This window comes from Caulobacter sp. GW821-FHT11E10 (assembly GCF_058808375.1).
Genome location: NZ_JBXARP010000001.1, coordinates 355,279 through 375,017, shown reverse-complemented (window position 1 = coordinate 375,017; position 19,739 = coordinate 355,279). Strand labels below are relative to the sequence as shown.

Genomic DNA, 19,739 nt, shown 5'->3' with positions numbered 1-19,739 from the left:
GCAGGGTCGTTAATAGATTCGACTCTTCGACCGCTGCTCGGTCTGATTGCGTGTAACGATTCGTATGGGCGACTTATGCGTAGGCTGATGTTGGCGCTCCTGACGGGCGCCTATCTTTGTCTGGCTCTGATTGTCTCGCTCTTCCTCTGGAGGATGGGCGCGACCCCGGCTGTCGGCGTCTCGGCCTTTATCGGCACGCTGGGCCTGACCTTCGCCTTCCACGGCCTGCTGGGTCAGACCTTCATGGCCGCCGGCCTGCGCGGCGAGATCGACACCGTGCGCGAGGCCCACGCCATCCTCCTCGACCAGATCGAGAAGGTCGACGCCCGCATCTCCGACCTGGTTGAATCCGTCGCCGTCGACGCCGAGCGTCGCTCTGAAGCGCTGTCGACCGAGGTCCATCAGCTGGAAGACGTGATCCAGCGGATGAACGACCGTCTGGAGCATCAGCTCACCCACCAGGTCGCCGCCGCCTCGGCCCGCCACAGCACGACGATCCGCGAGCGCGCGCCCCACGCCAGCCACATGCTGCAGGTGGTGCAGGACGCCCTCGCCGAGAACCGCGTCGACCTCTATCTGCAACCGATCGTCAGCCTGCCGCAGCGCCGGACCGTCTATTACGAAAGCTTCTCGCGCCTGCGCGACGAGACCGGCCGCGTGATGATGCCCGCCGAGTATCTGGCGGTGGCCGAGCCGGAAGGCCTGATGACGGCCATCGACAACCTGCTGCTGTTCCGCTGCGTGCAGATCGTCCGCCGCCTGGGCAAGCAGGACCGCAAGGTCGGGATCTTCTGCAACATCTCGCTGGCCAGCCTGGGCGACGAGAGCTTCTTCCCGCAGTTCTTGGAATTCATGCAGGCCAACAAGGACCTGGCCGGTTCGGTGATCTTCGAACTGGGCCAAGCCGCGTTCGAGCGTCGCGGCGCGGTCGAGGCCCGTCACATGGCCCGTCTGGCCAGCCTGGGCTTCAGCTTCAGCCTCGACAAGGTCAGCGACCTGGACCTGGACTTCCAGGACCTGGCCCGCGCCGACGTGCGCTACCTGAAGGTCGGCGCCCAGATGCTGCTGGACCAGCTGGAAGAGCAGGACGGCAAGCTGGTCATCGCCTCGCTGCCCGACCTGAACGCCGCCGACTTCGCCGCCCTGACCCGCCGCTACGGCATCGAGGTCATCGTCGAAAAGGTCGAGGCCGAAAAGCAGATCGTCGACATCCTGGATCTCGACATCGGCTATGGCCAAGGCCACCTGTTCGGCGAACCGCGCGCCATCCGCGACGCGGTGCTGGCCGAGGCCGAGCCGCCGCAGGACTTCATGCGCGGGGCGCTGCGCCGCCGCGCCGTGGGCTGGTAATCACCGCCATTTCGTGACGGTCCACGCCTTGGGCGCGGCCGGCAATTTGCGGCACGGCAAGCTCCCCACGACCTGGCCCTTGTAGCCCAGCGGCACGTCGCTCGAGCCTGACGCACACAGCGTCGCGACCGCGTCGAACACGCCCGAGCCGTCCTTGACCACGTCGCGGTCGGCCACCCGATCGATCTTGGGATCGCCGTTCATCGCCTCGCACCGGTCGCCGGTGTCCAGCTTGATGAAGTCGTCGCCAGGCTCGGCGTTGAAGCCGTAGCTGCCGCGGCAGATCGGACCCAGCAGGGCGAACAGGGCCGCCGCCCGGTCACTGTCGTTCGCCCGCGTACGCTCCAGCCTCGCCCCTAGCCGCGTCAGGGCCGCCGTCAGCCGCTCCCAGCGGTCGGGCTCGCCCGGGCGCATCAGCAGGCCCAGAGGATCGTCCGCCGCCTCGCCCTGACCCGCCGCCGCCAGGAAGCCCTTGGCGTCATAGCGACCATCGCCCGCCTTGGCGTAGGCGAAGACCTCGCGCCAGGCGTCCAGCACGTCCTGCTTGCCGCCCGAGGCCGCGCGCAGCTTCAGGTCCGCCGCCCATTGGACCGCGACGCCGCAGTCATAGACCGCCTTGCCCTTCTTGGGCGGATCGTCGGCCAGGCCCTTGTCCTTCAAGGCCTCGGCGCAAGCCGTCAGCCGCTCGGCCAGGGCTCGGCCCACGGCCGCCTCCTCGCGCGCGCCCAGGTCGCGAGAGGCGAGCAGGGCGGCGTACTCGGCCGCGCCCTCGTGCAGCCAGGCGTCGTTCTCGCCGTCTCGCGGCCGGTACAGCCCGGCATTCCAGAAATGGAAGAACTCGTGGGCCACGAAACCGGTCACGGCGCTGGTCGCCTCGGTCTCGCCCTTGGTGGGCCCGAAGAAGCGCAGGGACATCATCGCGCCCGGCGCGGTGTCGCCCTGCCAACCGGCGTTGAACACCGGAACGCGAGCCGCCAGCAGGGTGGGCTTGCGCGCCAGCGGAACACCCAGCCGCCGCGCATAATAGGCCGCCGCCCCCTCGCCCGCGCGGACGATCTGGGCGCGCAGGCCCGTGGCGACATTGGGGGCCACGACCAGGGTCGCCGCGCCGCCGGTCACGTAGGCCGCGGGGCCCAGATAGACATAGCCGTCCAGCGCGACCCCGCCGGCCGCCTTGCGCGGAAGGGTCAGCCACCCCTTGGGCGTCGCCACCGTCGCGGTCGGCGCGGCGACCTTGTCGCCGGCGAAATAGGGGCCGTAGACCTGCCAGCCGTCGCCGATGCGAGTCAGGGACGGATAGCGGCGATCGCGCGGAACCGTGTCCGGCGTCAGCTGGATGGCGAAGTTGGAGAACGTCTTGCCGTCGTCGCGCTTTAGCACGCCGTCGTTCAGCGTCATGCCGGTCGGCGGCCGCCAGGCGTCGTCGCGGACGTCGTCGACCCGTTCCTCGAACACGAAGCGATCCACCGCCTTGGGCAGGACGAAGCTGGCGACGACGCCCTTGGCGTTGGCCCGCAGCGTCACCTTCAGCTGGGGCGCGGCCGACCGGGGCGCGCCAAGCGCGCTGGTCGCCAGGAGGGCCATCGCCAAACCGCCGACCAGGTGCCGCATCGGGACCGTCCCTCCAAGAGCTTCGCCTCTTGGTAGGGCGCCGCGCCGGGGCAAGCCAAGCGCGGCGTTCGGGTCAGCGGTCTTCTTCTAGGCGGCCTTCTTGTAGAGGCCGTACTCCTCGGCGAAGGCCTTGGCGACGGCGGGACGGGCCTGGACGCGGTCGCGATAGGCCAGCACGGCGGGATAGGCCGACAGGTCCATGGCGATGGCCCGCGCCCAGGTCAGCATGACGAACAGATAGGCGTCGGCCACGCTGTAGGCGTCGAGCAGATAGTCCTGGCCGGCCAGATGCGCGTCCAGGAACGCGAACCGCTCGGCGGCCTCCTGCCGCGCGAAGGCCTTGGCCCCGTCCGGCGCGGTCGGGCGCAGCAGGGCGATGAAGACGCCGGTGTGCAGCTCCGAGCCGATGAAGCTGAGCCAGGTCTGCAGCTGGCGGCGGCCGGCGGCGTCGGTCGGGGCCAGACCGGCCTCCGGGAAGCGGTCGGCGACGTACTGCAGGATCACCGGGTTCTCGCGGATCAGCTCGCCGTCGTCGGTGCGCAGCACGGGCACCTGGCCCATGCCGTTGATCGTCGAGAACAGCGTCCCGTCCTCGACCCGCTTGGGCGAGGCCTTGGTGTCGACCCGCAGGTAGTTGGCCGGCTGGCCGGCTTCGTAGAGAGCGATGCGCGTGGCCATCGAACAGGCCATGGGCGAGAAGTAGAGGTCCATTATCAGGCTCCGCTTGTTTTTTGTATCGTTTCGCACAGAATTAGCGGGCGTCAAGGATTTCATGCGAAATGGTACAAAATACGGAAGGCAAGAAGCGGGGCCGCCCCCGGGCCTATGACCCGGACCTCGCCCTGGCCAAGGCCACCGACGCCTTCTGGGAAAGCGGCTACGCGGCCGCCTCGCTGGACACGCTGTCGGCCGCCACCGGCATGAACCGGCCCAGCCTGTACGGCGCGTTCGGCGACAAGCAGGCGCTCTTCCAGGCCGCCATGAAGCGCTATCAGGACCAGGCGCGGGCCGCGATGAAGGTCGCCCTGGGCTCGCCGGGAACCCTGCGCCAGAGCCTGACGCGGTTCTACGCCGCCGGCCTGGACACCTATCTGGAGGGCGGGCCGCGCGGCTGCTTCCTGATCGGCTCGGGCCTGTCGCAGGCGGCGGCCGATCCGGCGATTCGCGACACCGTCGCCGCCGGGGTGCACGAGCTGGACGCGGGCCTGACCCGTCGCCTGACCCTCGCCAAGGAGGCCGGCGAGCTTCCCCGCTCGGCCGATCCGGCCGCCCTGGCGCGGGTGGTGTCGGGCATGCTGAACGCCCTGGCCGTCCGCGCGCGCCTGGGCGAGAGCCGGGCCGAGCTGGAGGCCATGGTCGCCACCACGATCGACCTGGTCTGCGGACCTGTCGATTGCTGACACTTCTGGGCGCCGGGCCGCAAGCTTCGGAATGACCGGCCTTTGGGTCGGGCGCATGGTCTCTCCAACGAAAGGAGACCCCCGATGACTGCTCCGATTTATCCGAACGACGACGCCCGCTGGGACGCCATGCGCGCCAAGGACCGCGCCGCCGAGGGCGCCTTCTATATCGGCGTGCGCACCACCGGCGTCTATTGCGTCGCCAGCTGCGGCGGCCGTCCGCTGCGCAAGAACGTCGCCTTCTACGCCACCCGTGAGGACGCCCGCGCCGCCGGCCTTCGCGCCTGCCTGCGCTGCAAGCCGGACATGAACCGCGAGACCCTGCGCTGGGCGATCGCCGAGACCAGCCTGGGCCTGGCCCTGGTGGCCCGCTCCGACGCCGGCCTGCGCCTGGTCACCCTGGGCGACGACGCCGAGACGCTGAAGGCCGACCTGGAGAAGCGCTTCAAGCACGCCCGCATCGTCGCCGACGCCGAGGGGCTGACCGCCGACCTGGAGGCCGTGGCCGAGCTGGTCGACCATCCCGACCACCGCCTGAACCTGCCGATCGACGCGCAAGGCACCGAGCTGCAGAAGGCCGTCTGGGCCGCCCTGCGCGAGATCCCGGCCGGCGAGACGGCGTCCTATGGCGACATCGCCCGCGCCATCGGCCGGCCCAGCGCCTTCCGCGCCGTGGCCCAGGCCTGCGGGGCCAACCCGCTGGCGGTGATCACGCCCTGCCACCGGGTGGTTCGCTCGGACGGCGGCCTCTCCGGCTATCGCTGGGGCGTCGAGCGCAAGCGGGCCCTGCTGGCGCGCGAGGCGGCGTGACCCCCAGTCCGCCCAAGATGGACTGGACCCGCATCGCCGCCGAACTGGACGCCCGGGGCTGGGCCCTCACCGGTCCGATCCTGAAGCCCGAGACCTGCGCCGCCATCGCTGACCTCTATCCCCAGGACGCGGGCTTCCGCAGCCGGGTGGTCATGGCCCGCCACGGTTTCGGGCGCGGCGAGTACAAGTACTTCAGCTACCCCCTGCCGGACGTCGTCCAACGGCTCCGGCAGGGCCTGTACGGCCCGCTGTCGACGATCGCCAATCGCTGGGCCGAGCGCCTGGGCGAGGCGTCGCGCTTTTCCGAAACCTTGGATGAGATGCTGGCGCGTTGCCGCGAGGCCGGCCAGGTGCGGCCGACGCCCCTGCTGCTGACCTATGGCCCGGGCGACTACAACTGCCTGCACCAGGACCTCTATGGCGAGCACGTCTTTCCACTGCAGGCCGCGTTCCTGCTGGACGAGCCGGGGCGCGACTTCGAGGGCGGCGAGTTCGTGCTGGTCGAGCAGCGGCCCCGGCAACAGAGCGCGCCGCAGGTCGTGCCGCTGCGCCAGGGCGAGGGGGTGATCTTCGCGGTGCGCGAGCGTCCCGCCGAGGGCGTGCGCGGCGTGCACCGGCGCGTGCTGCGGCACGGGGTGAGCGAGATCAGGGCGGGACGGCGAAGAACGCTGGGCGTGATCTTCCACGACGCGACGTAGGGCGCGCCAGCCCCCTCACCCCAGCGGCGAAACTCCGAACAACACCCGGTGCAGGAAGAACACGAACAGCGCCCACAGCACCGTCCCCGCCACCAGCGCGATGATGTCCGACCTGGGCTTGGTCACCACCGGCGCCGGCTCCTTGCGGCCGATGGCGGAGATCAGGTCGATGATCGCCCAGGCCAGGAACGACCCGAACAGCGTCACCGAGGCCTGGTCGCCATTGGCCAGGAGGTGGGCGGAAGACCAAAAGATCAGGCCCAGCAGCATCGGGTGGCGCACGGTGGCCTTGATCCGGCCGGTCGGCGCATTGCCGGTCGGCATCAGCACGAAAGCGACCCAGACCAGGCCCCAGGCGGCCTTGCGGCCCCAGGCGGGCGGATCGTAGAGCTGCGGCGCCATGGGCCGGTAGAGGATCCAGCCCCAGATGATCAGGCCCAGCCCCACCGCCGCGACCAGCGAATAGAGCCCCTTCCAGCGCTTGGCGTTGGCGGCGATCTGGGCGTCACGGAACGGTCCGGCCAGGATCCGCACCGAGTGGATTCCCAAGAACACGACCAGACCCAGGATCAGAATCGTCATCGGCCCCTCCCATTTGGCGGGAGGATAGTCACGGAACGCCGGTCTCCGAAAGCGTCACCTTGGAGACCTTGAATCGCGGGGGTTCGACGACAGCTAAGGCCGGTGGCGACATTGACGCCTCGGCCTTCCCCTCGTATCGCCCACGCCATGATGGATTTCCCCGCCGGCCTGTCCGCCCTTTCCGACCGCTACGACGTGGTGCTGTGCGACGTCTGGGGCGTGATCCACAACGGCGTCCAGAGCTTCCCGGAGGCCTGCGACGCCCTGACGAAGTGGAGCCAGACCCAAGGCCCGGTGGTGTTGATCTCCAACGCCCCGCGCCCGTCGGCCGACGTGGTGTCGCAGCTCGACAGCCTGAAGGTGCCGCGCTCGGCCTGGAACGCCTTCGTCAGCTCGGGCGACGCCACCCGCGCCCTGCTGGGTCCACACGCGGGGACCAAGGTCTGGAAGATCGGTCCCGAGCGCGACGGGCCGCTGTGGGCCGGGTTCGACCTGACCCTGGCCGGCGGCGAGGACGCCGACTTCATCCTGAGCTCGGGTCTCTATGACGACGAGACCGAGGTCCCCGAGGACTATCGCGAACGCCTGAAGGTCGCCGCCGAGCGAGACCTGCTGTTCATCTGCGCCAATCCCGACCGCGTCGTGCAGCGCGGCGATCGGCTGATCTTCTGCGCCGGGGCCCTGGCTGATCTCTATGAGAGCCTGGGCGGCCGGGTGGTGATGGCCGGCAAGCCGTACGCCGCGATCTACGACCTGGCCCTGGCCGAGGCCGCCAAGCTGCTGGGCCGGCCGGTCGACCGCGACCGCGTGCTCTGCATCGGCGACGGCGTCATCACCGACGTGAAGGGCGCGCACGACCAGAACCTGGCCTGCCTGTTCGTCGCCAAGGGCATCCATGGCGAGAAGGCCGTCGGCCCCGACGGCCGGCTGATCCCCGACGCGGTCCAGGCCCTGCTGGACGCCGAGGCGGTGGGCGCCACCCACGCCATCGGCGATCTGGTCTGGTGATCGAAGTTTGAAACGCTAGACTGTGTGCAACGCACAATAAAAACCGCAGGGGAGCGCGTCATGCAGGGCAAATACCTGGAAGAGCTGAGCGTCGGCCAATCGGCCGAACTGGTCCGCACCGTGGGCGAAGCCGATATCGAGGCCTTCGCCGAGGTCACGGGCGACAACAATCCGGTCCATCTGGACGCCGACTACGCGGCCACGACCAGCTTCGGCGAGCGGATCGCTCACGGCATGCTGTCGGCCGGCTACATCTCGGCGGTGCTGGGCACGACCCTGCCCGGTCCGGGCGCGATCTACCTGTCGCAGGCCCTGCGCTTCAAGCGGCCGGTCAGGATCGGCGACGCCGTCACCGCCCGCGCCACCGTCACCGAAATCGATGAGGCCAAGGCCCGCGTCACCTTCGCCACCGTCTGCCTGGTCAACGGCAAGCCGGTCGTGGATGGCGAGGCCGTGGTCATGGTTCCGCGCAAGGCCGCCTGATGCATCTGAAGACGATCCACGCCTGGAAGAGCCTGCCCGCGGAAGAGCGCGGCGCGTCCGTCGCTCTGGGCAATTTCGACGGCGTGCATCGCGGCCACCAGCAGGTGATCGCCCAGGCGGCGAAGGCGGCCTTGGCCGAGAAGACGCCGCTGGGCGTGATCACCTTCGATCCGCACCCGCGCCGCCTGTTCCGTCCGACCGAGCCGGCCTTCAAGCTGATGACCCATCCCCAGCAGGCCCGGGCCCTGGGCGGGCTGGGCGTGGACCTGCTCTATCTGCTGCCGTTCGACTTCGAGATGGCCAGCTTCGGCGACCGCGAGTTCGTCGAGAAGGTGCTGGTCGAGGGCCTGGGCGTGAAGCACATCGCCGTCGGCTTCGACATCTCGTTCGGCCGGGGCCGCACCGGCAGCGCCGAGCTGATGAAGACCTATGGCGCCGAGTTCGGCTTCACGGTCTCGGTGGCCGAGCCCGTGGCCAGCCGCGAGGGCGACAAGTTCTCGTCCACCGGCGTCCGCGACGCCCTCCGCGACGGCCACCCCGAACAGGCCGCCCGCATTCTGGGTCGCCCCTTCGCCATAGAGGGCGTGGTGCGCCGTGGCCAGCAGCTGGGTCGCCAGCTGGGCTTCCCGACCGCCAATGTCGAGGTCGAGGACTATGTGGTCCCCAAGCTGGGCGTCTACGCCACCCGCACCCGCCTGCCCGACGGGCGCGAGGTGCCGGGCGTGGCCAATCTCGGCAACAACCCGACTACCGGCGAGGTCGAGACGCGACTGGAAACCTGGCTGTTCGACTTCGACGAGGACCTCTACGGCCAGGTCATCGAGACCGACCTGATCGCCTTCCTGCGTCCGGAGCTGAAGTTCGACAGCATCGAGCTGATGGTCCAGCAGATCCGCCGCGACGAGCAAGCCGCCCGCGCGATCGTGGCGCCGGCGTTTTAGGGTCCAAAAATCCTCCCCCCAGCGGGGGAGGTGGCCGAAGGCCGGAGGGGGAAGTGCTGGAGAGCCCGCCCCTTCCCTCTCCGTCGTCTCTTCGAGCCGACACCTCTCCCCTGGGGAGAGGATTTGGGTCACGCGCCCGAAGCCTTTGCGCCCGGGGCCGCCCTCTGCTATCCCGCTCCCCATGAGTTCCGTTCGGAAGATTTCGCGAATTATCCGCCCGGCGTGACGCCGCCGGACGATCATCCAGCGCGCGCCGGGTTTTCCCGCCCTCTTCCGACACCTTTCAAAGCCGGACACTTATTCCATGGCCGACGACGCCACGACCGCACGCGACTATCGCGAAACCGTCTTCCTTCCCGACACCCCGTTCCCGATGCGCGGGGGCCTGCCCAAGAAGGAGCCCGAGATCCTGGAGGGCTGGGCCGCCCTCTCCGACAAGGGCCTCTACGGCGCTGTCCGCGCCAAGCGCCAGGCCGACGGCGCGCCGCTGTTCGTGCTGCATGACGGCCCGCCCTACGCCAACGGGGCCATCCACATCGGCCACGCCCTGAACAAGACGCTGAAGGACTTCGTGGTCCGCTCGCGCTTCGCCCTGGGCTACGACGTCGACTACGTGCCGGGCTGGGACTGCCACGGCCTGCCGATCGAATGGAAGATCGAGGAGCAGTTCCGCGCCAAGGGCCGCCGCAAGGACGAGGTCCCGGCCGAGGAATTCCGCCGCGAGTGCCGCGCCTATGCCGGCGGCTGGATCGAGGCCCAGAAGGTCGAGTTCCAGCGCCTGGGCGTGCTGGGCGACTGGTGGAACCGCTACGCCACCATGGACTTCACCTCGGAAGCCACGATCGTCGCCGAGTTCCACAAGTTCCTGTCGACCGGCCAGCTGTATCGCGGCTCCAAGCCCGTGATGTGGAGCCCGGTCGAGCGCACGGCCCTGGCCGACGCCGAGATCGAGTACCACGACCATGTCAGCCCGACGATCTGGGTGAAGTTCCCGGTCGTCGAGGGCTCGGACGTCGCCACCGGCGCCAGCGTGGTCATCTGGACCACCACGCCCTGGACCATCCCCGCCAACCGCGCCGTCTCGTACAATCCCGACGTCGCCTACGCCGCCTATGAGGTCACGGCCCTGGAGGAGAACCTCGAGTTCGCCCCCTGGTCGGCCCCGGGCGATCGCCTGATCGTGGCCGAGAAGCTGGTCGACGACGTCATGAAGGCGGCCAAGGTCGCGGCCTTCAAGAAGGTCGAGAGCGTCGACTGCGAAGGCATGGTCCTGGCCCACCCGCTGGCGGCCCTGGACACCCACTACGCCTTCGCCGTGCCGATGCTGGCCGGCGACCACGTCACCGACGACGCGGGCACGGGCTTCGTCCACACCGCCCCGGGCCACGGCGCCGACGACTACAATGTCTGGCTGGCGCACGGTCATCGCGAGATCCCCGACACCGTCGATCCCGACGGCGCCTACTATCCGCACGTGCCGATGTTCGGCGGCCTGAAGGTCATCGAGACCGAGGGCAAGAAGGTCGGCAAGTTCGGGGCCGCCAACGGCGCGGTCATGGACAAGCTGATCGAGGCCGGCGCGCTGCTGGCGCGCGGCCGCGTCGAGCACAGCTATCCGCACAGCTGGCGCTCCAAGGCCCCGGTGATCTTCCGCAACACCCCGCAGTGGTTCATCCGCATGGACCACGCGGTGGACAGCCTGGGCGGCAAGACCCTGCGCGAGCTGGCGGTGCAAGCCATCGCCGACACCGCCTTCCACCCCGACGCCGGCCGCAACCGGATCGGCTCGATGGTCGAGACGCGTCCCGACTGGCTGATCAGCCGCCAGCGCAACTGGGGCACGCCCCTGGCCATGTTCGTGGACAAGCACACCGGCCATCCGCTGAACGACCCGGCCGTCAACGCCCGTATCCTCGACGCCATCCGCGAGGGCGGCGCCGACGCCTGGTTCACGCGTCCCGACGCCGACTTCCTGGGCGTCCATGACCCGGCCCAGTACGAGAAGATCACCGACATCCTGGATGTCTGGTTCGATAGCGGCTGCACCCACGCCTTCACCATCGAAGGCCGCGACGACAGCCGCTCGCCCGCCGACCTCTATCTGGAAGGCTCCGACCAGCACCGCGGCTGGTTCCAGTCGTCGTTGCTCGAAGGCTGCGGCACCCGCGGCCGCGCGCCCTACAAGGCGGTTCTCACCCATGGGTTCACCCAGGACGAGAACGGCGAGAAGATGTCCAAGTCCAAGGGCAACACCGTCGAGCCGCAGTCGGTCACCAAGGAGAGCGGCGCCGAGATCCTGCGTCTGTGGGCGGCGATGGTCGACTATTCCGAGGACCAGCGGATCGGCAAGACGATCCTGGCCACCACCACCGACGCCTATCGCAAGCTGCGCAACACCACGCGCTACCTGCTGGGCGCCCTGGCCGGCTTCGACGAGGCCGAGCGGGTCACCGACTACGCCGACTTCCCGCCGCTGGAGAAGTACATCCTGCACCGCCTGTGGGAGCTGGATCGCCAGGTCCGCGCCGCCTACGAGGCCTATCGCTTCAGCGACGTCACCCGGCCGCTGATCGAGTTCTGCCAGGGCGACCTGTCGACCCTGTTCTTCGACATCCGCAAGGACAGCCTCTATTGCGACGCGCCGACGGCCCTGCGCCGCCGGGCCTATCGCACGGTGCTGGACTATGTGTTCGAGCGCCTGACCATCTGGCTCTCGCCCCTGACCAGCTTCACCATGGAAGAGGCGTGGCAGACGCGCTTCCCCGAGGCGGGCTCCAACAGCCTGCGGGTGATCCCGACGACGCCGGCCGAGTGGGAAAACCCTTCCGAGGCCGCGCGCTGGGCCAAGGTCGAGACCGTGATGTCGGTGGTGACCGGCGCCCTGGAAGTCGAGCGCCGCGAAAAGCGCATCGGCTCGGCGCTGGAGGCCGCCCCGGTGGTCCACGTCGCCGACGCCGACCTGCTCGCCGCCTTCGACGGCCTGGACGCCGCCGAGGTGTTCCGCACGTCCTCCGCCACGCTCGTGGCCGGTGACGGCGGCGCGTTCCGGACCGACGAGGTCAAGGGCGTGTCGGTGGACCCGACCCTGGCCCAGGGGAACAAGTGCGCCCGCTCGTGGCGCATCCTCCCCGAGGTGGGAACCGACGCCCGCTATCCGGAGCTTAGCCTTCGCGACGCCGAAGCCGTGGCCTACTGGGACGCGGCGCGTAGCTAGGGACTAGCTTCCCTTCTCCCCTTGCGGGAGAAGGTGTCGCGCAGCGACGGATGAGGGGTTGCACGGCAAGTCCGGCGAGACCCCTCATCCGACCTGCGGAGTTCATCCGCGGGCGCGCGATGCGCGACCCGGGGCAGGCCACCTTCTCCCGCAAGGGGAGAAGGAACGTTGGGGACGAAATTGTCGTCACTGAAAATCACCCGCCTCGGCTGGACCGCCTACGCCGTCGCCGCCGCCACCCTGATCCTGGACCAGGTTTCCAAGCTCTGGGTCCTGGGCCTTCTGGGCCGGGAGCAAGGCGCCAGCCTGCCGCTCGTCGGACCACTGCACCTGACCATGGTCCATAACTACGGCATGAGCTTTGGCCTGCTGCGCGACCATGACTGGGGTCGCTGGCTGCTGATCGGCTTTTCGATCCTCGTGGTGATCGGCCTGTCGTTGTGGGCTCGCAAGGCCAACAAGCTGCTGCCCGCCTTGGGGATCGGCATGATCATCGGCGCGGCGATCGGCAACAACCTGATCGACCGGGTGATGTACGGCTACGTCGTCGATTTCATCGACGTCTCGCGCCTGCACTTCCCCTGGGTGTTCAACGTCGCCGACTCGGGCATCAACATCGGGGTTGCCCTGCTGCTGATCGACAGCTTCCTCTATGGCGAGAAGAAGCTGGGGCGAGAAGAAGCTGGCTGATCAGACCGAATGACGCCGCAATCGCGTAGGAGATTGGCGCCCGCGCGAGGATGTCGTATCGAGAGCGTCCGAAATTTGGGCCGGGGGTCGGCCTGCTGGAGCATGGTTTGATGAGTTTCAATCGGGTCGCGACCGTGAGCGCCCTGACCGCCGTGGCCGCCATCGGCCTGGCCGGCTGCCAATCGACCCAGAAGGCTCTGGGCATGAGCAAGGTGGTCCCCGACGAATTCCGCGTCGTCAGCAAGGCGCCGCTGGCCGTGCCGCCGGACTACGCCCTGCGCCCGCCGGCGCCCGGCGAGCCGCGTCCGCAAGAGCTGCAGCCGGAAAGCGCCGCGCGCGCCGCCCTGATCGGCCAAAGCAACGCCGCCGGTCGTTCGGAAGGCGAAAGGCTGCTGGTCGCCCGCGCCGGCACCGACAAGGCTGACCCGCTGATCCGCTTCGTCGTCGACGACGAGAACGGCGACCTGGCCCACAAGGACGAGAGCTTCGCCAGCAAGGTGATGTTCTGGAAGAAGGGTCAGTCGAAGGGGACCAACGTCGCCACGGCCGCCGAATCCGGCGCCAACGCCCCGCTGGAAGTCGACGCCGCCACCGAGGAGGCTCGCCTGAAGACGATCCTGGGCCCGGGTGGCGTGATCATCAGCCGCGAGAAGAAGACCGCCATCAAGCTGCCGGGCCTCTAGGCCACGACGCACAACCGAATCGAACGGCCCGGAACCTCGCGGTTCCGGGCCGTTTTCGTTTCAGTCCGGGTCGTCCAGCTGGCCGTCAGGTTGGGGGGGTTAGCCGACATTGCCCTGCTAATCTCCCGCCATGGACGCAAGAAAGTTCAACATCCGCGACGGCCTCGGACGACTTATTTGCCCCGCGTGCGGCTATCCCGATTATGCCTCTGAACCGGCATACGATGAACGCGATGGCCTCGCAGGAACGACCATATGCCCTTGCTGCATGTGGGAGCCAGGCTTCGACGATAACGCAGCAGCCTCGGCACGTGCTGAGGACACGATCCTCGCTTCAGGCGGTATCGATCTGGCTGGGGAGGGGAAGCCCATTGGTCGGGTCGTGACTCTGACCGCCCTGACGGATGGGACGGCGCAGAACAGCTAAGTCGCCTTTTCGAGATCGCGCCCCAGGTCCGCTAGGGGTGGAAGGTGGACCTTCGGCATATATGCTGACCGGCAGCAACTCGGGGTAGGCAATGTCGGATGAGCTCGTCGAACAGAACTTCAAGGAATTGCTCGACGGGATCGGTCGCAAGCTCAAGGCTCAGGGCTTCACCAAGCGCGGACACGCATTCCGGCGCGTGGCGTCCGGCAACAGCGCGATTGTCGAGGTCCAACGCAGCCAGTCCAGCACGAGCGACACTATCCGCTTCACCATCAACGTCGGCGTCGTCTGTGGCCGCCTACTAGACGAATATCAGCCGGACGTCTCCAAAGCGGGCTCCATGCACGCCCATCTGAGGAAGCGAATTGGCGAGTTCCTACCCGAACCGACGGATCAGTGGTGGGACTTGGATGGTACCACCCAGACTGACGCACTCGCCACCGAACTAAGCCCATTGTTGGCCGTGGCGACACGCTTCGTGCTTGATCATGCAGACGACGCCCAGTTGACCGCACTGTGGGAAAGCGGCCAGTCACCCGGCCTCACGGACCATCAGCGCCAACGCGCGCTCAGCGAGTTGAAGACCGTTTGAAGGTCCGACTAGGGTGGTTAGCGGACATGTCCTGCGTCCTTCGAGGCCCGCTGCGCGGGCGCCTCAGGATGAGGAGTTCGTTGCACTGTGCACCTCATCCTGAGGTGCGCGCTCCTGAGCGCGCCTCGAAGGACGCAGTGAGCCAATGCCCGACTAGGGTCGAAAGCCGGCCCCAGGTTGGTGCGATCCTTAGATCTCTTGGAAGCTGGAGCGTGCTGGGCTGAGCAGGTCAGTCAAGGACGGCTTCGCCGCCGCGTGCGGCCGCCCGAAGGGCGGTGTCGGCGGCGTGACCTGCTCAGCCCAGCGATCGTCTCGCCGTGAGATGTAAGGATGGCTCCTTCCCGGGAGGGAAGGCGCTTCATTCGGCAAGCCTGTAACCACTCACCCTCCCACCGCTACGCGGCGGGCCCCGCCCTCTCTCAAAGAGAGAGGGGTTTTGAACCGCCGCCGGACCGAAGCACACGCCCCGTCAATCCCCCGGCGTGCGGACCGTGATCCCGCGCGCGCGCAGCTTGTCGAGCACGCCGTTCTCGGCCACCAGACCGCGCATCGAGTAGAAGGCCACCGCGTGGCCGGGGGTCTTCAGGAGGCCGGCCAGGGCCTCGACCTCGTCGTCGACACCTTGGCGCATGGCCTCGGGCACGCCCGGCAGCAGCAATTGGCAGCGTTCGGCGCCGCGCGGCCCGGCCAGCGCGGCCTTGACCCGGCCCTGGGCCCAGGCTTCCGCCGCGGCCCGGCGCGCGCCCGGACCGGCTTCGACGACGTCGAGGGTTTCGGCGAGGCACACGAGCCCCGCCTCGTCGGTGTGCTCCCGCACCATGGCCTTGAACATCGGCATGGCGTCATGGACCTTGGCGGGCCGGGGCTTGACCTTGTGCTTGCGCGCCAGGGTCCCGATCGTCTTGTCCGGCTCCATGGTCTGGAGCTCGGCCTTGCGATCGGCCTTGCCGCTCAGTTGCAGGGCGACGACCAGCGGCTTCCAATCCCGCCAGCCGTCCGGGTCCTTGGGCTCCGCCGCCGTCCAGGCGCGCTGCAGCCGCGCCGCCAAGGCCGGGGACGCCTGGGCCCAGTCGTCGTCGCCCTTCAGCCGCTTGCGCAGCTTCAGCAGGCCGGGAACATCGGTCAGCCCGGCTCGCCACACGGGTGGCGTGATCACGGCGAAGGCGCCGTCGAGGCGGCGCTCCAGCACCGACTTGTCCCAGGCCAGGCCCTTGGGCAGGGCGTTTGGCGTCCCGAGCACGTAGATGGTCGTGTCGCCGTCGCTGACCCGCCACCAGGCCGGCCCCGGCAGCTTGGCGCTGACCACCAGGGCCTCGACCACATTGGCCTGCGGGTCGTCGATGACCTGGGCCCCGGCCGCCAGCGGCCAGGCGCTGGCCAGGCCGAGGACGGCCGCCGTGATTGTCGCCTTCATCGTCTTCCCCCGTAACCTCGATACGCGACCAAGACGGGACGCATGGGGCCAAAGCGTGGCCTTAAGCGGCCCAAAGCTGGACCTTAGGGCTGGGCCTCCGCCGGCGTCGCGATCTTGTAGCCCTTGGCCTTCAGCTTGGTCAGCACGCCCTCCTCCGACAGCAGCGGCCGGAAGTTGACGAGGGCCACCGACTTGCCGGGGACCTTGAGGGCCTGTTCGATGGCCTTGGTCGAGCGGTCGATCGTCTTGCGGATCTCCGACGCCACGCCCGGCGTCCGGGAGAGACAGGCCTGATAGCCGCGATCGGCGGCCGCCAGCTTGACCACGTCGCCGGTCGCCCACCCCTCGGCCGTTTCGGTGATCCTGGGACCGCCCGCCTCGGCCTCGCCCAGGCCGGCCGCGAGGCAGAACTCCTGCATCGGCTTGGGCAGGGAGCCGAGCGACTTCAGCCCGTCGATCGGGTCATAGCCGTCCAGCTTCTGGATGCGCGGCCGCTTCTTGAGGTCGCCGCTCTTGGCGATCTTCTCGATCTTGTCGGACACGCCGCTGCTCTGGATGGTGACCGAGCCCTGTTTCATGTTGGCGACCAGGAAGCCCGCGAAGGCCGGCTTGATCTTGTCCATGCTGTCGGGCTTCTCGCCGGCGGCGGCGAGACGCTTGTCCAGTCGCGCCCGCAGGTCGGGCGGCAAGGTCTCGCGCATCGGCGTCTCGGACAGGAAATAGCGCTTGCCGCCCAGGGCCAGGGCGATGATGCGCACCACGTTGATGTCGGCTCCGGGCGCCATGATCAGGCGGTTGGCGCCGTCCAGCCGGCGCTCCAGCACCGAGGTGTCGAAGTCCAGGGTCTTCGGCGCCATGGCGGGGACGGCCAGGATGTAGACGGTGCTGTCGGCGTCGGAGACTTTCCACCAGGCCGGACCAGGCAGCTTGGCGTTGACGATCAGCTCCTCGACGAGGTTGGCCTCGGGGTCGACGGGGGTGAGATTCACCGGCGCGGTCTGGTGGATCGAGACCTCATTGCGCGCCTGGGCCAGGGCCGAGCCTCCGCACAGCAGGGAGAGCGCCAGGCCGGCGGCGGCAAAACGGGTCAGCATGATTATCTGTCTTCCTCGAACGGCGGCGGAATCGATCTAGAATGGACGATCTCCCCCTCGTTGGCCGATCGGTGTTCGTCCGGTCAACTTAAGGAGTTGCAATGTCGGCGCCGCTTCCGGGTTCGGAGGCTCGCCGGCCTGGCTCGTGAAAGTCCGCTGATGCCCATCCGTCGCCTGCCGCCCGAGACCGTCAACCGCATCGCCGCCGGCGAGGTGGTCGAGCGCCCGGCGAGCGCCATCAAGGAGCTGGTCGACAACGCCATCGACGCCGGCGCGACCCGGATCGAGGTCGAGGCCCATGGCGGCGGCCTGACCCGCATTCTCGTCGCCGACGACGGCTTCGGCCTGTCGGCGGAAGAACTGCCGGTGGCGATCGAGCGCCACGCCACCTCCAAGCTGGCCCCCGACGAGGACGGCCTCTGGGACCTGCTGCGCATCCACACCATGGGCTTCCGGGGCGAGGCCCTGCCGTCGATCGGCTCGGTGGCGCGGCTGACGATCAGCTCGCGGGCCAAGGGCGCCAGCGACGCCCATTCGATCCTGGTCGAGGGCGGCCAGGTCGGCGAGGTCGCTCCGGCCGCCTTCCCGGGTCCGCACGGTGCGCGGATCGAGGTGCGCGATCTCTTCTACGCCACCCCCGCCCGCCTGAAGTTCATGAAGTCCGAGCGCGCCGAGGCCCTGGCGATCACCGAGGAGATCAAGCGCCAGGCCATGGCCAATGAGAGCGTCGGCTTCTCGCTGGACCTCGACGGCCGCCGCATCCTGCGCCTGCCGCCCGAGCACCCGGGTCCGCAAGGCCGCCTGGCGCGCCTGGCCGCCGTGCTGGGCCGCGACTTCCAGGACAACGCCATCGAGATCGATCAGACTCGCGACGGCGTGCGGCTGTCGGGCTTCGCCGGCCTGCCGACCTACAATCGCGGCAACGCGGCGCACCAGTATCTGTTCGTGAACGGACGCCCCGTGCGCGACCGGCTGCTGCAAGGCGCCCTGCGCGCGGCCTATGCCGATTTCCTGGCGCGCGACCGCCACCCGACGGCGGCGCTCTATGTCACGCTCGACACCGCCGAGGTCGACGTCAACGTCCATCCGGCCAAGGCCGAGGTGCGCTTCCGCGATCCGGCCCTGGTGCGCGGCCTGATCGTCGGCGCCCTGCGCCACGCCCTGGCCGCCGCCGGCCACCGCGCCTCGACCACCGTCGCCAACCAGGCCCTGGACAGCATCCGCGCCCAGCAGAGCCCGTTTCCGGGCTATCAGCCGGGGTATCAACCCGGCCCGTCTGCCGCCGGCTTCTCGGCCTGGCGCGAGGGCGGCTGGGCGCCGCCGACCCAGCGGGCCATGGATCTGCCCGGTCTGAATGAGGTCTCGGCCCGCGTCGAACCCAGCTTTGGCGGCGAGCTCGCCGAGGTGGTCCGCGAGGCCTATACGAACGTCGCCTTCGAAGATCGTCCGACTACGGACTATCAATCCGCCGGCGCGCCGTTCGACCCGGTCGATTTCCCGCTGGGCGCGGCCCGGGCTCAGGTGCACGAGACCTATATCGTCGCTCAGACCCGCGACGGCATGGTCATTGTCGACCAGCACGCCGCCCACGAGCGACTGGTCTATGAGCGCATGAAGGGCGAGATGGCGACCGGCGGCGTCGCGCGCCAGACCCTGCTGCTGCCCGAGGTGGTCGACCTGGATCCCGCCGAAGCCGAGCGCGTCGTCGCCCGCGCCGAGGAGCTGGCCGCCCTGGGCCTGGTGATCGAGAGCTTCGGCCCGGGCGCGGTGCTGGTGCGCGAGACCCCGGCCCTGCTGGGCAAGACCGACGCCGCCGCCCTGGTCCGCGACATCGCCGACGACCTCGCCGAGAACGGCCAGGCCCTGGCGCTGAAGGAGCGGCTGGAGGAGGTCTGCTCGACCATGGCCTGCCACGGCAGCGTCCGCGCCGGCCGACGCCTGAACGGCGCCGAGATGAACGCCCTGCTCCGCGAGATGGAGGCCACGCCCCACTCGGGCCAGTGCAACCATGGCCGCCCGACCTATGTCGAACTGAAGCTGGCCGATATCGAGAAGCTGTTCGGGCGACGGTAAGCGCCGCCAGAACCGCTTGACGGTGCGGGGCGTTCGGGTCCGAAACCCGGAGGCCTAGTCATGGAAATCCATCGCGGTCGACTGATCGACCACATCCAGCTCCGCGCCCGCGACCTCGAGGCGACCAAGCGTTTCTACCGCGCGATCCTGGGGGCGCTGGGCGTGCCGTTCAACGAGGACGACACCCACCTGGACGCGGACGAGATCTGGATCGATGCGGGCGAGCCGGCGACGCACATCCACCTGGCCTTCCAGGCCAAGGATCGCGACGCCGTCGAGCGGTTCCACCAGGCGGGCCTCGCCGCCGGCGGTCGCGACAACGGCGGCGCGGGCGAGCGGCCCTACCACCCCGGCTACTACGCGGCGTTCCTGTGGGATCCGGACGGCAACAATATCGAGGCCGTCTATCACGGGCCCCACGAGCGCTCGGCCGCCAGCGTCTCGATCACCTTCGAGATGCCGAAGGGGTAGGATCTACTGGCATTCGGCGCGAACCGCAGTTCCCCGCCTTCCTGGGCCTTGTGCCCAGGATCCATGGTTCGGATGCAACTGAATTAGGGCCGAGTTCTCGGCCCTTCAGCCGCGTGGACTGGAACAGCCCTCGCCAGCCTCAAGCATGGGTCCTGGGCACAAGACCCAGGAAGGCGATGGGTTAGGCCGATTGGAGGC

The 19,739-nt window shown here is 69.0% G+C and carries 19 protein-coding genes and 1 pseudogene; 15 read left to right on the top strand and 5 right to left on the bottom strand.

All coding sequences use genetic code 11. From position 1 onward, the window contains the following. Positions 1–75 precede the first annotated feature (75 nt). Positions 76–1,350 carry a flagella assembly cyclic-di-GMP phosphodiesterase TipF gene (gene tipF, locus AC1RRV_RS01760; RefSeq protein WP_492857856.1) on the top strand — a complete coding sequence of 425 codons (1,275 nt, stop codon included), beginning with the start codon at positions 76–78 and terminating at the stop codon, positions 1,348–1,350. Here tipF and AC1RRV_RS01755 read toward each other — a convergent pair whose 3' ends face one another. Further along, complete coding sequence (locus AC1RRV_RS01755) at positions 1,351–2,961, bottom strand: M61 family metallopeptidase (protein ID WP_492857855.1); 1,611 nt, start codon at positions 2,959–2,961, stop codon at positions 1,351–1,353. It lies immediately after the preceding gene. 87 nt (positions 2,962–3,048) lie between these two features. Further along, the gene (locus AC1RRV_RS01750; protein WP_492857854.1) at positions 3,049–3,672 is read right to left on the bottom strand and encodes a glutathione binding-like protein; all 624 of its coding nucleotides are present in this window, start codon (positions 3,670–3,672) and stop codon (positions 3,049–3,051) included. A 68-nt stretch (positions 3,673–3,740) separates the two neighbouring features. On the opposite strand from AC1RRV_RS01750, the gene AC1RRV_RS01745 reads away from it, so the two are divergent. The 3 genes from AC1RRV_RS01745 (at position 3,741) to AC1RRV_RS01735 (ending at position 5,869) form a co-directional block, all read left to right on the top strand. Continuing rightward, on the top strand, positions 3,741–4,361 hold the full coding sequence (locus AC1RRV_RS01745) for a TetR/AcrR family transcriptional regulator (protein WP_492857853.1): 621 nt from the start codon (positions 3,741–3,743) through the stop codon (positions 4,359–4,361). Between the two features lie 84 nt (positions 4,362–4,445). Continuing rightward, a complete protein-coding gene (locus AC1RRV_RS01740; RefSeq protein WP_492857852.1) occupies positions 4,446–5,171 on the top strand; it encodes a methylated-DNA--[protein]-cysteine S-methyltransferase in 726 nt (241 codons plus the stop codon). Positions 5,172–5,188: 17 nt separating this feature from the next. Then, positions 5,189–5,869: a 2OG-Fe(II) oxygenase gene (locus AC1RRV_RS01735; protein ID WP_492858098.1), complete on the top strand. Its 681-nt coding sequence runs from the start codon at positions 5,189–5,191 to the stop codon at positions 5,867–5,869. A 15-nt stretch (positions 5,870–5,884) separates the two neighbouring features. On the opposite strand, the gene AC1RRV_RS01730 is transcribed toward AC1RRV_RS01735, so the two are convergent. Continuing rightward, positions 5,885–6,451 (bottom strand): NnrU family protein, encoded by a 567-nt coding sequence (locus AC1RRV_RS01730; RefSeq protein WP_492857851.1) that lies wholly within the window; start codon positions 6,449–6,451, stop codon positions 5,885–5,887. Between the two features lie 147 nt (positions 6,452–6,598). Between AC1RRV_RS01730 and AC1RRV_RS01725 the strand changes: the two genes are divergently transcribed. The 9 genes and pseudogenes from AC1RRV_RS01725 to AC1RRV_RS01685 all read left to right on the top strand — a co-directional run bounded on the left by AC1RRV_RS01725 (position 6,599) and on the right by AC1RRV_RS01685 (position 14,489). Continuing rightward, on the top strand, positions 6,599–7,459 hold the full coding sequence (locus AC1RRV_RS01725) for a TIGR01459 family HAD-type hydrolase (RefSeq protein WP_492857850.1): 861 nt from the start codon (positions 6,599–6,601) through the stop codon (positions 7,457–7,459). A gap of 60 nt (positions 7,460–7,519) precedes the next feature. Then, positions 7,520–7,942, top strand: a complete 423-nt coding sequence (locus AC1RRV_RS01720; RefSeq protein WP_492857849.1) for a MaoC family dehydratase — start codon at positions 7,520–7,522, stop codon at positions 7,940–7,942. Further along, positions 7,942–8,883: a bifunctional riboflavin kinase/FAD synthetase gene (locus AC1RRV_RS01715; RefSeq protein ID WP_492857848.1), complete on the top strand. Its 942-nt coding sequence runs from the start codon at positions 7,942–7,944 to the stop codon at positions 8,881–8,883. Before AC1RRV_RS01720 ends, AC1RRV_RS01715 begins: the two co-directional genes overlap by 1 nt. A gap of 181 nt (positions 8,884–9,064) precedes the next feature. Next, entirely contained in the window at positions 9,065–9,109 is a 45-nt protein-coding gene (locus tag AC1RRV_RS01710) for a hypothetical protein (RefSeq protein WP_181242883.1), read from the top strand. A gap of 78 nt (positions 9,110–9,187) precedes the next feature. After that, positions 9,188–12,097 (top strand): isoleucine--tRNA ligase, encoded by a 2,910-nt coding sequence (gene ileS, locus AC1RRV_RS01705; protein ID WP_492857847.1) that lies wholly within the window; start codon positions 9,188–9,190, stop codon positions 12,095–12,097. A gap of 21 nt (positions 12,098–12,118) precedes the next feature. Further along, a pseudogene (locus AC1RRV_RS01700) lies at positions 12,119–12,262 on the top strand (hypothetical protein); the annotation flags it as partial. Positions 12,263–12,277: 15 nt separating this feature from the next. Beyond that, positions 12,278–12,787 carry a signal peptidase II gene (gene lspA / locus AC1RRV_RS01695; protein ID WP_492858097.1) on the top strand — a complete coding sequence of 170 codons (510 nt, stop codon included), beginning with the start codon at positions 12,278–12,280 and terminating at the stop codon, positions 12,785–12,787. Positions 12,788–12,897: 110 nt separating this feature from the next. Then, positions 12,898–13,470, top strand: coding sequence for a DUF3035 domain-containing protein (locus AC1RRV_RS01690; protein WP_492857846.1), 573 nt, complete (start codon positions 12,898–12,900; stop codon positions 13,468–13,470). A 518-nt stretch (positions 13,471–13,988) separates the two neighbouring features. Beyond that, on the top strand, positions 13,989–14,489 hold the full coding sequence (locus tag AC1RRV_RS01685) for a DUF4304 domain-containing protein (RefSeq protein WP_492857845.1): 501 nt from the start codon (positions 13,989–13,991) through the stop codon (positions 14,487–14,489). Between the two features lie 469 nt (positions 14,490–14,958). Here AC1RRV_RS01685 and AC1RRV_RS01680 read toward each other — a convergent pair whose 3' ends face one another. Continuing rightward, entirely contained in the window at positions 14,959–15,903 is a 945-nt protein-coding gene (locus AC1RRV_RS01680; RefSeq protein ID WP_492857844.1) for a TraB/GumN family protein, read from the bottom strand. A gap of 83 nt (positions 15,904–15,986) precedes the next feature. Next, positions 15,987–16,997, bottom strand: a complete 1,011-nt coding sequence (locus tag AC1RRV_RS01675) for a TraB/GumN family protein (protein ID WP_492857843.1) — start codon at positions 16,995–16,997, stop codon at positions 15,987–15,989. Positions 16,998–17,156: 159 nt separating this feature from the next. On the opposite strand from AC1RRV_RS01675, the gene mutL reads away from it, so the two are divergent. Beyond that, on the top strand, positions 17,157–19,070 hold the full coding sequence (gene mutL, locus AC1RRV_RS01670) for a DNA mismatch repair endonuclease MutL (protein WP_492857842.1): 1,914 nt from the start codon (positions 17,157–17,159) through the stop codon (positions 19,068–19,070). A gap of 60 nt (positions 19,071–19,130) precedes the next feature. Further along, positions 19,131–19,541 (top strand): VOC family protein, encoded by a 411-nt coding sequence (locus AC1RRV_RS01665; RefSeq protein WP_492857841.1) that lies wholly within the window; start codon positions 19,131–19,133, stop codon positions 19,539–19,541. The last annotated feature ends 198 nt before the right edge of the window (positions 19,542–19,739 follow it).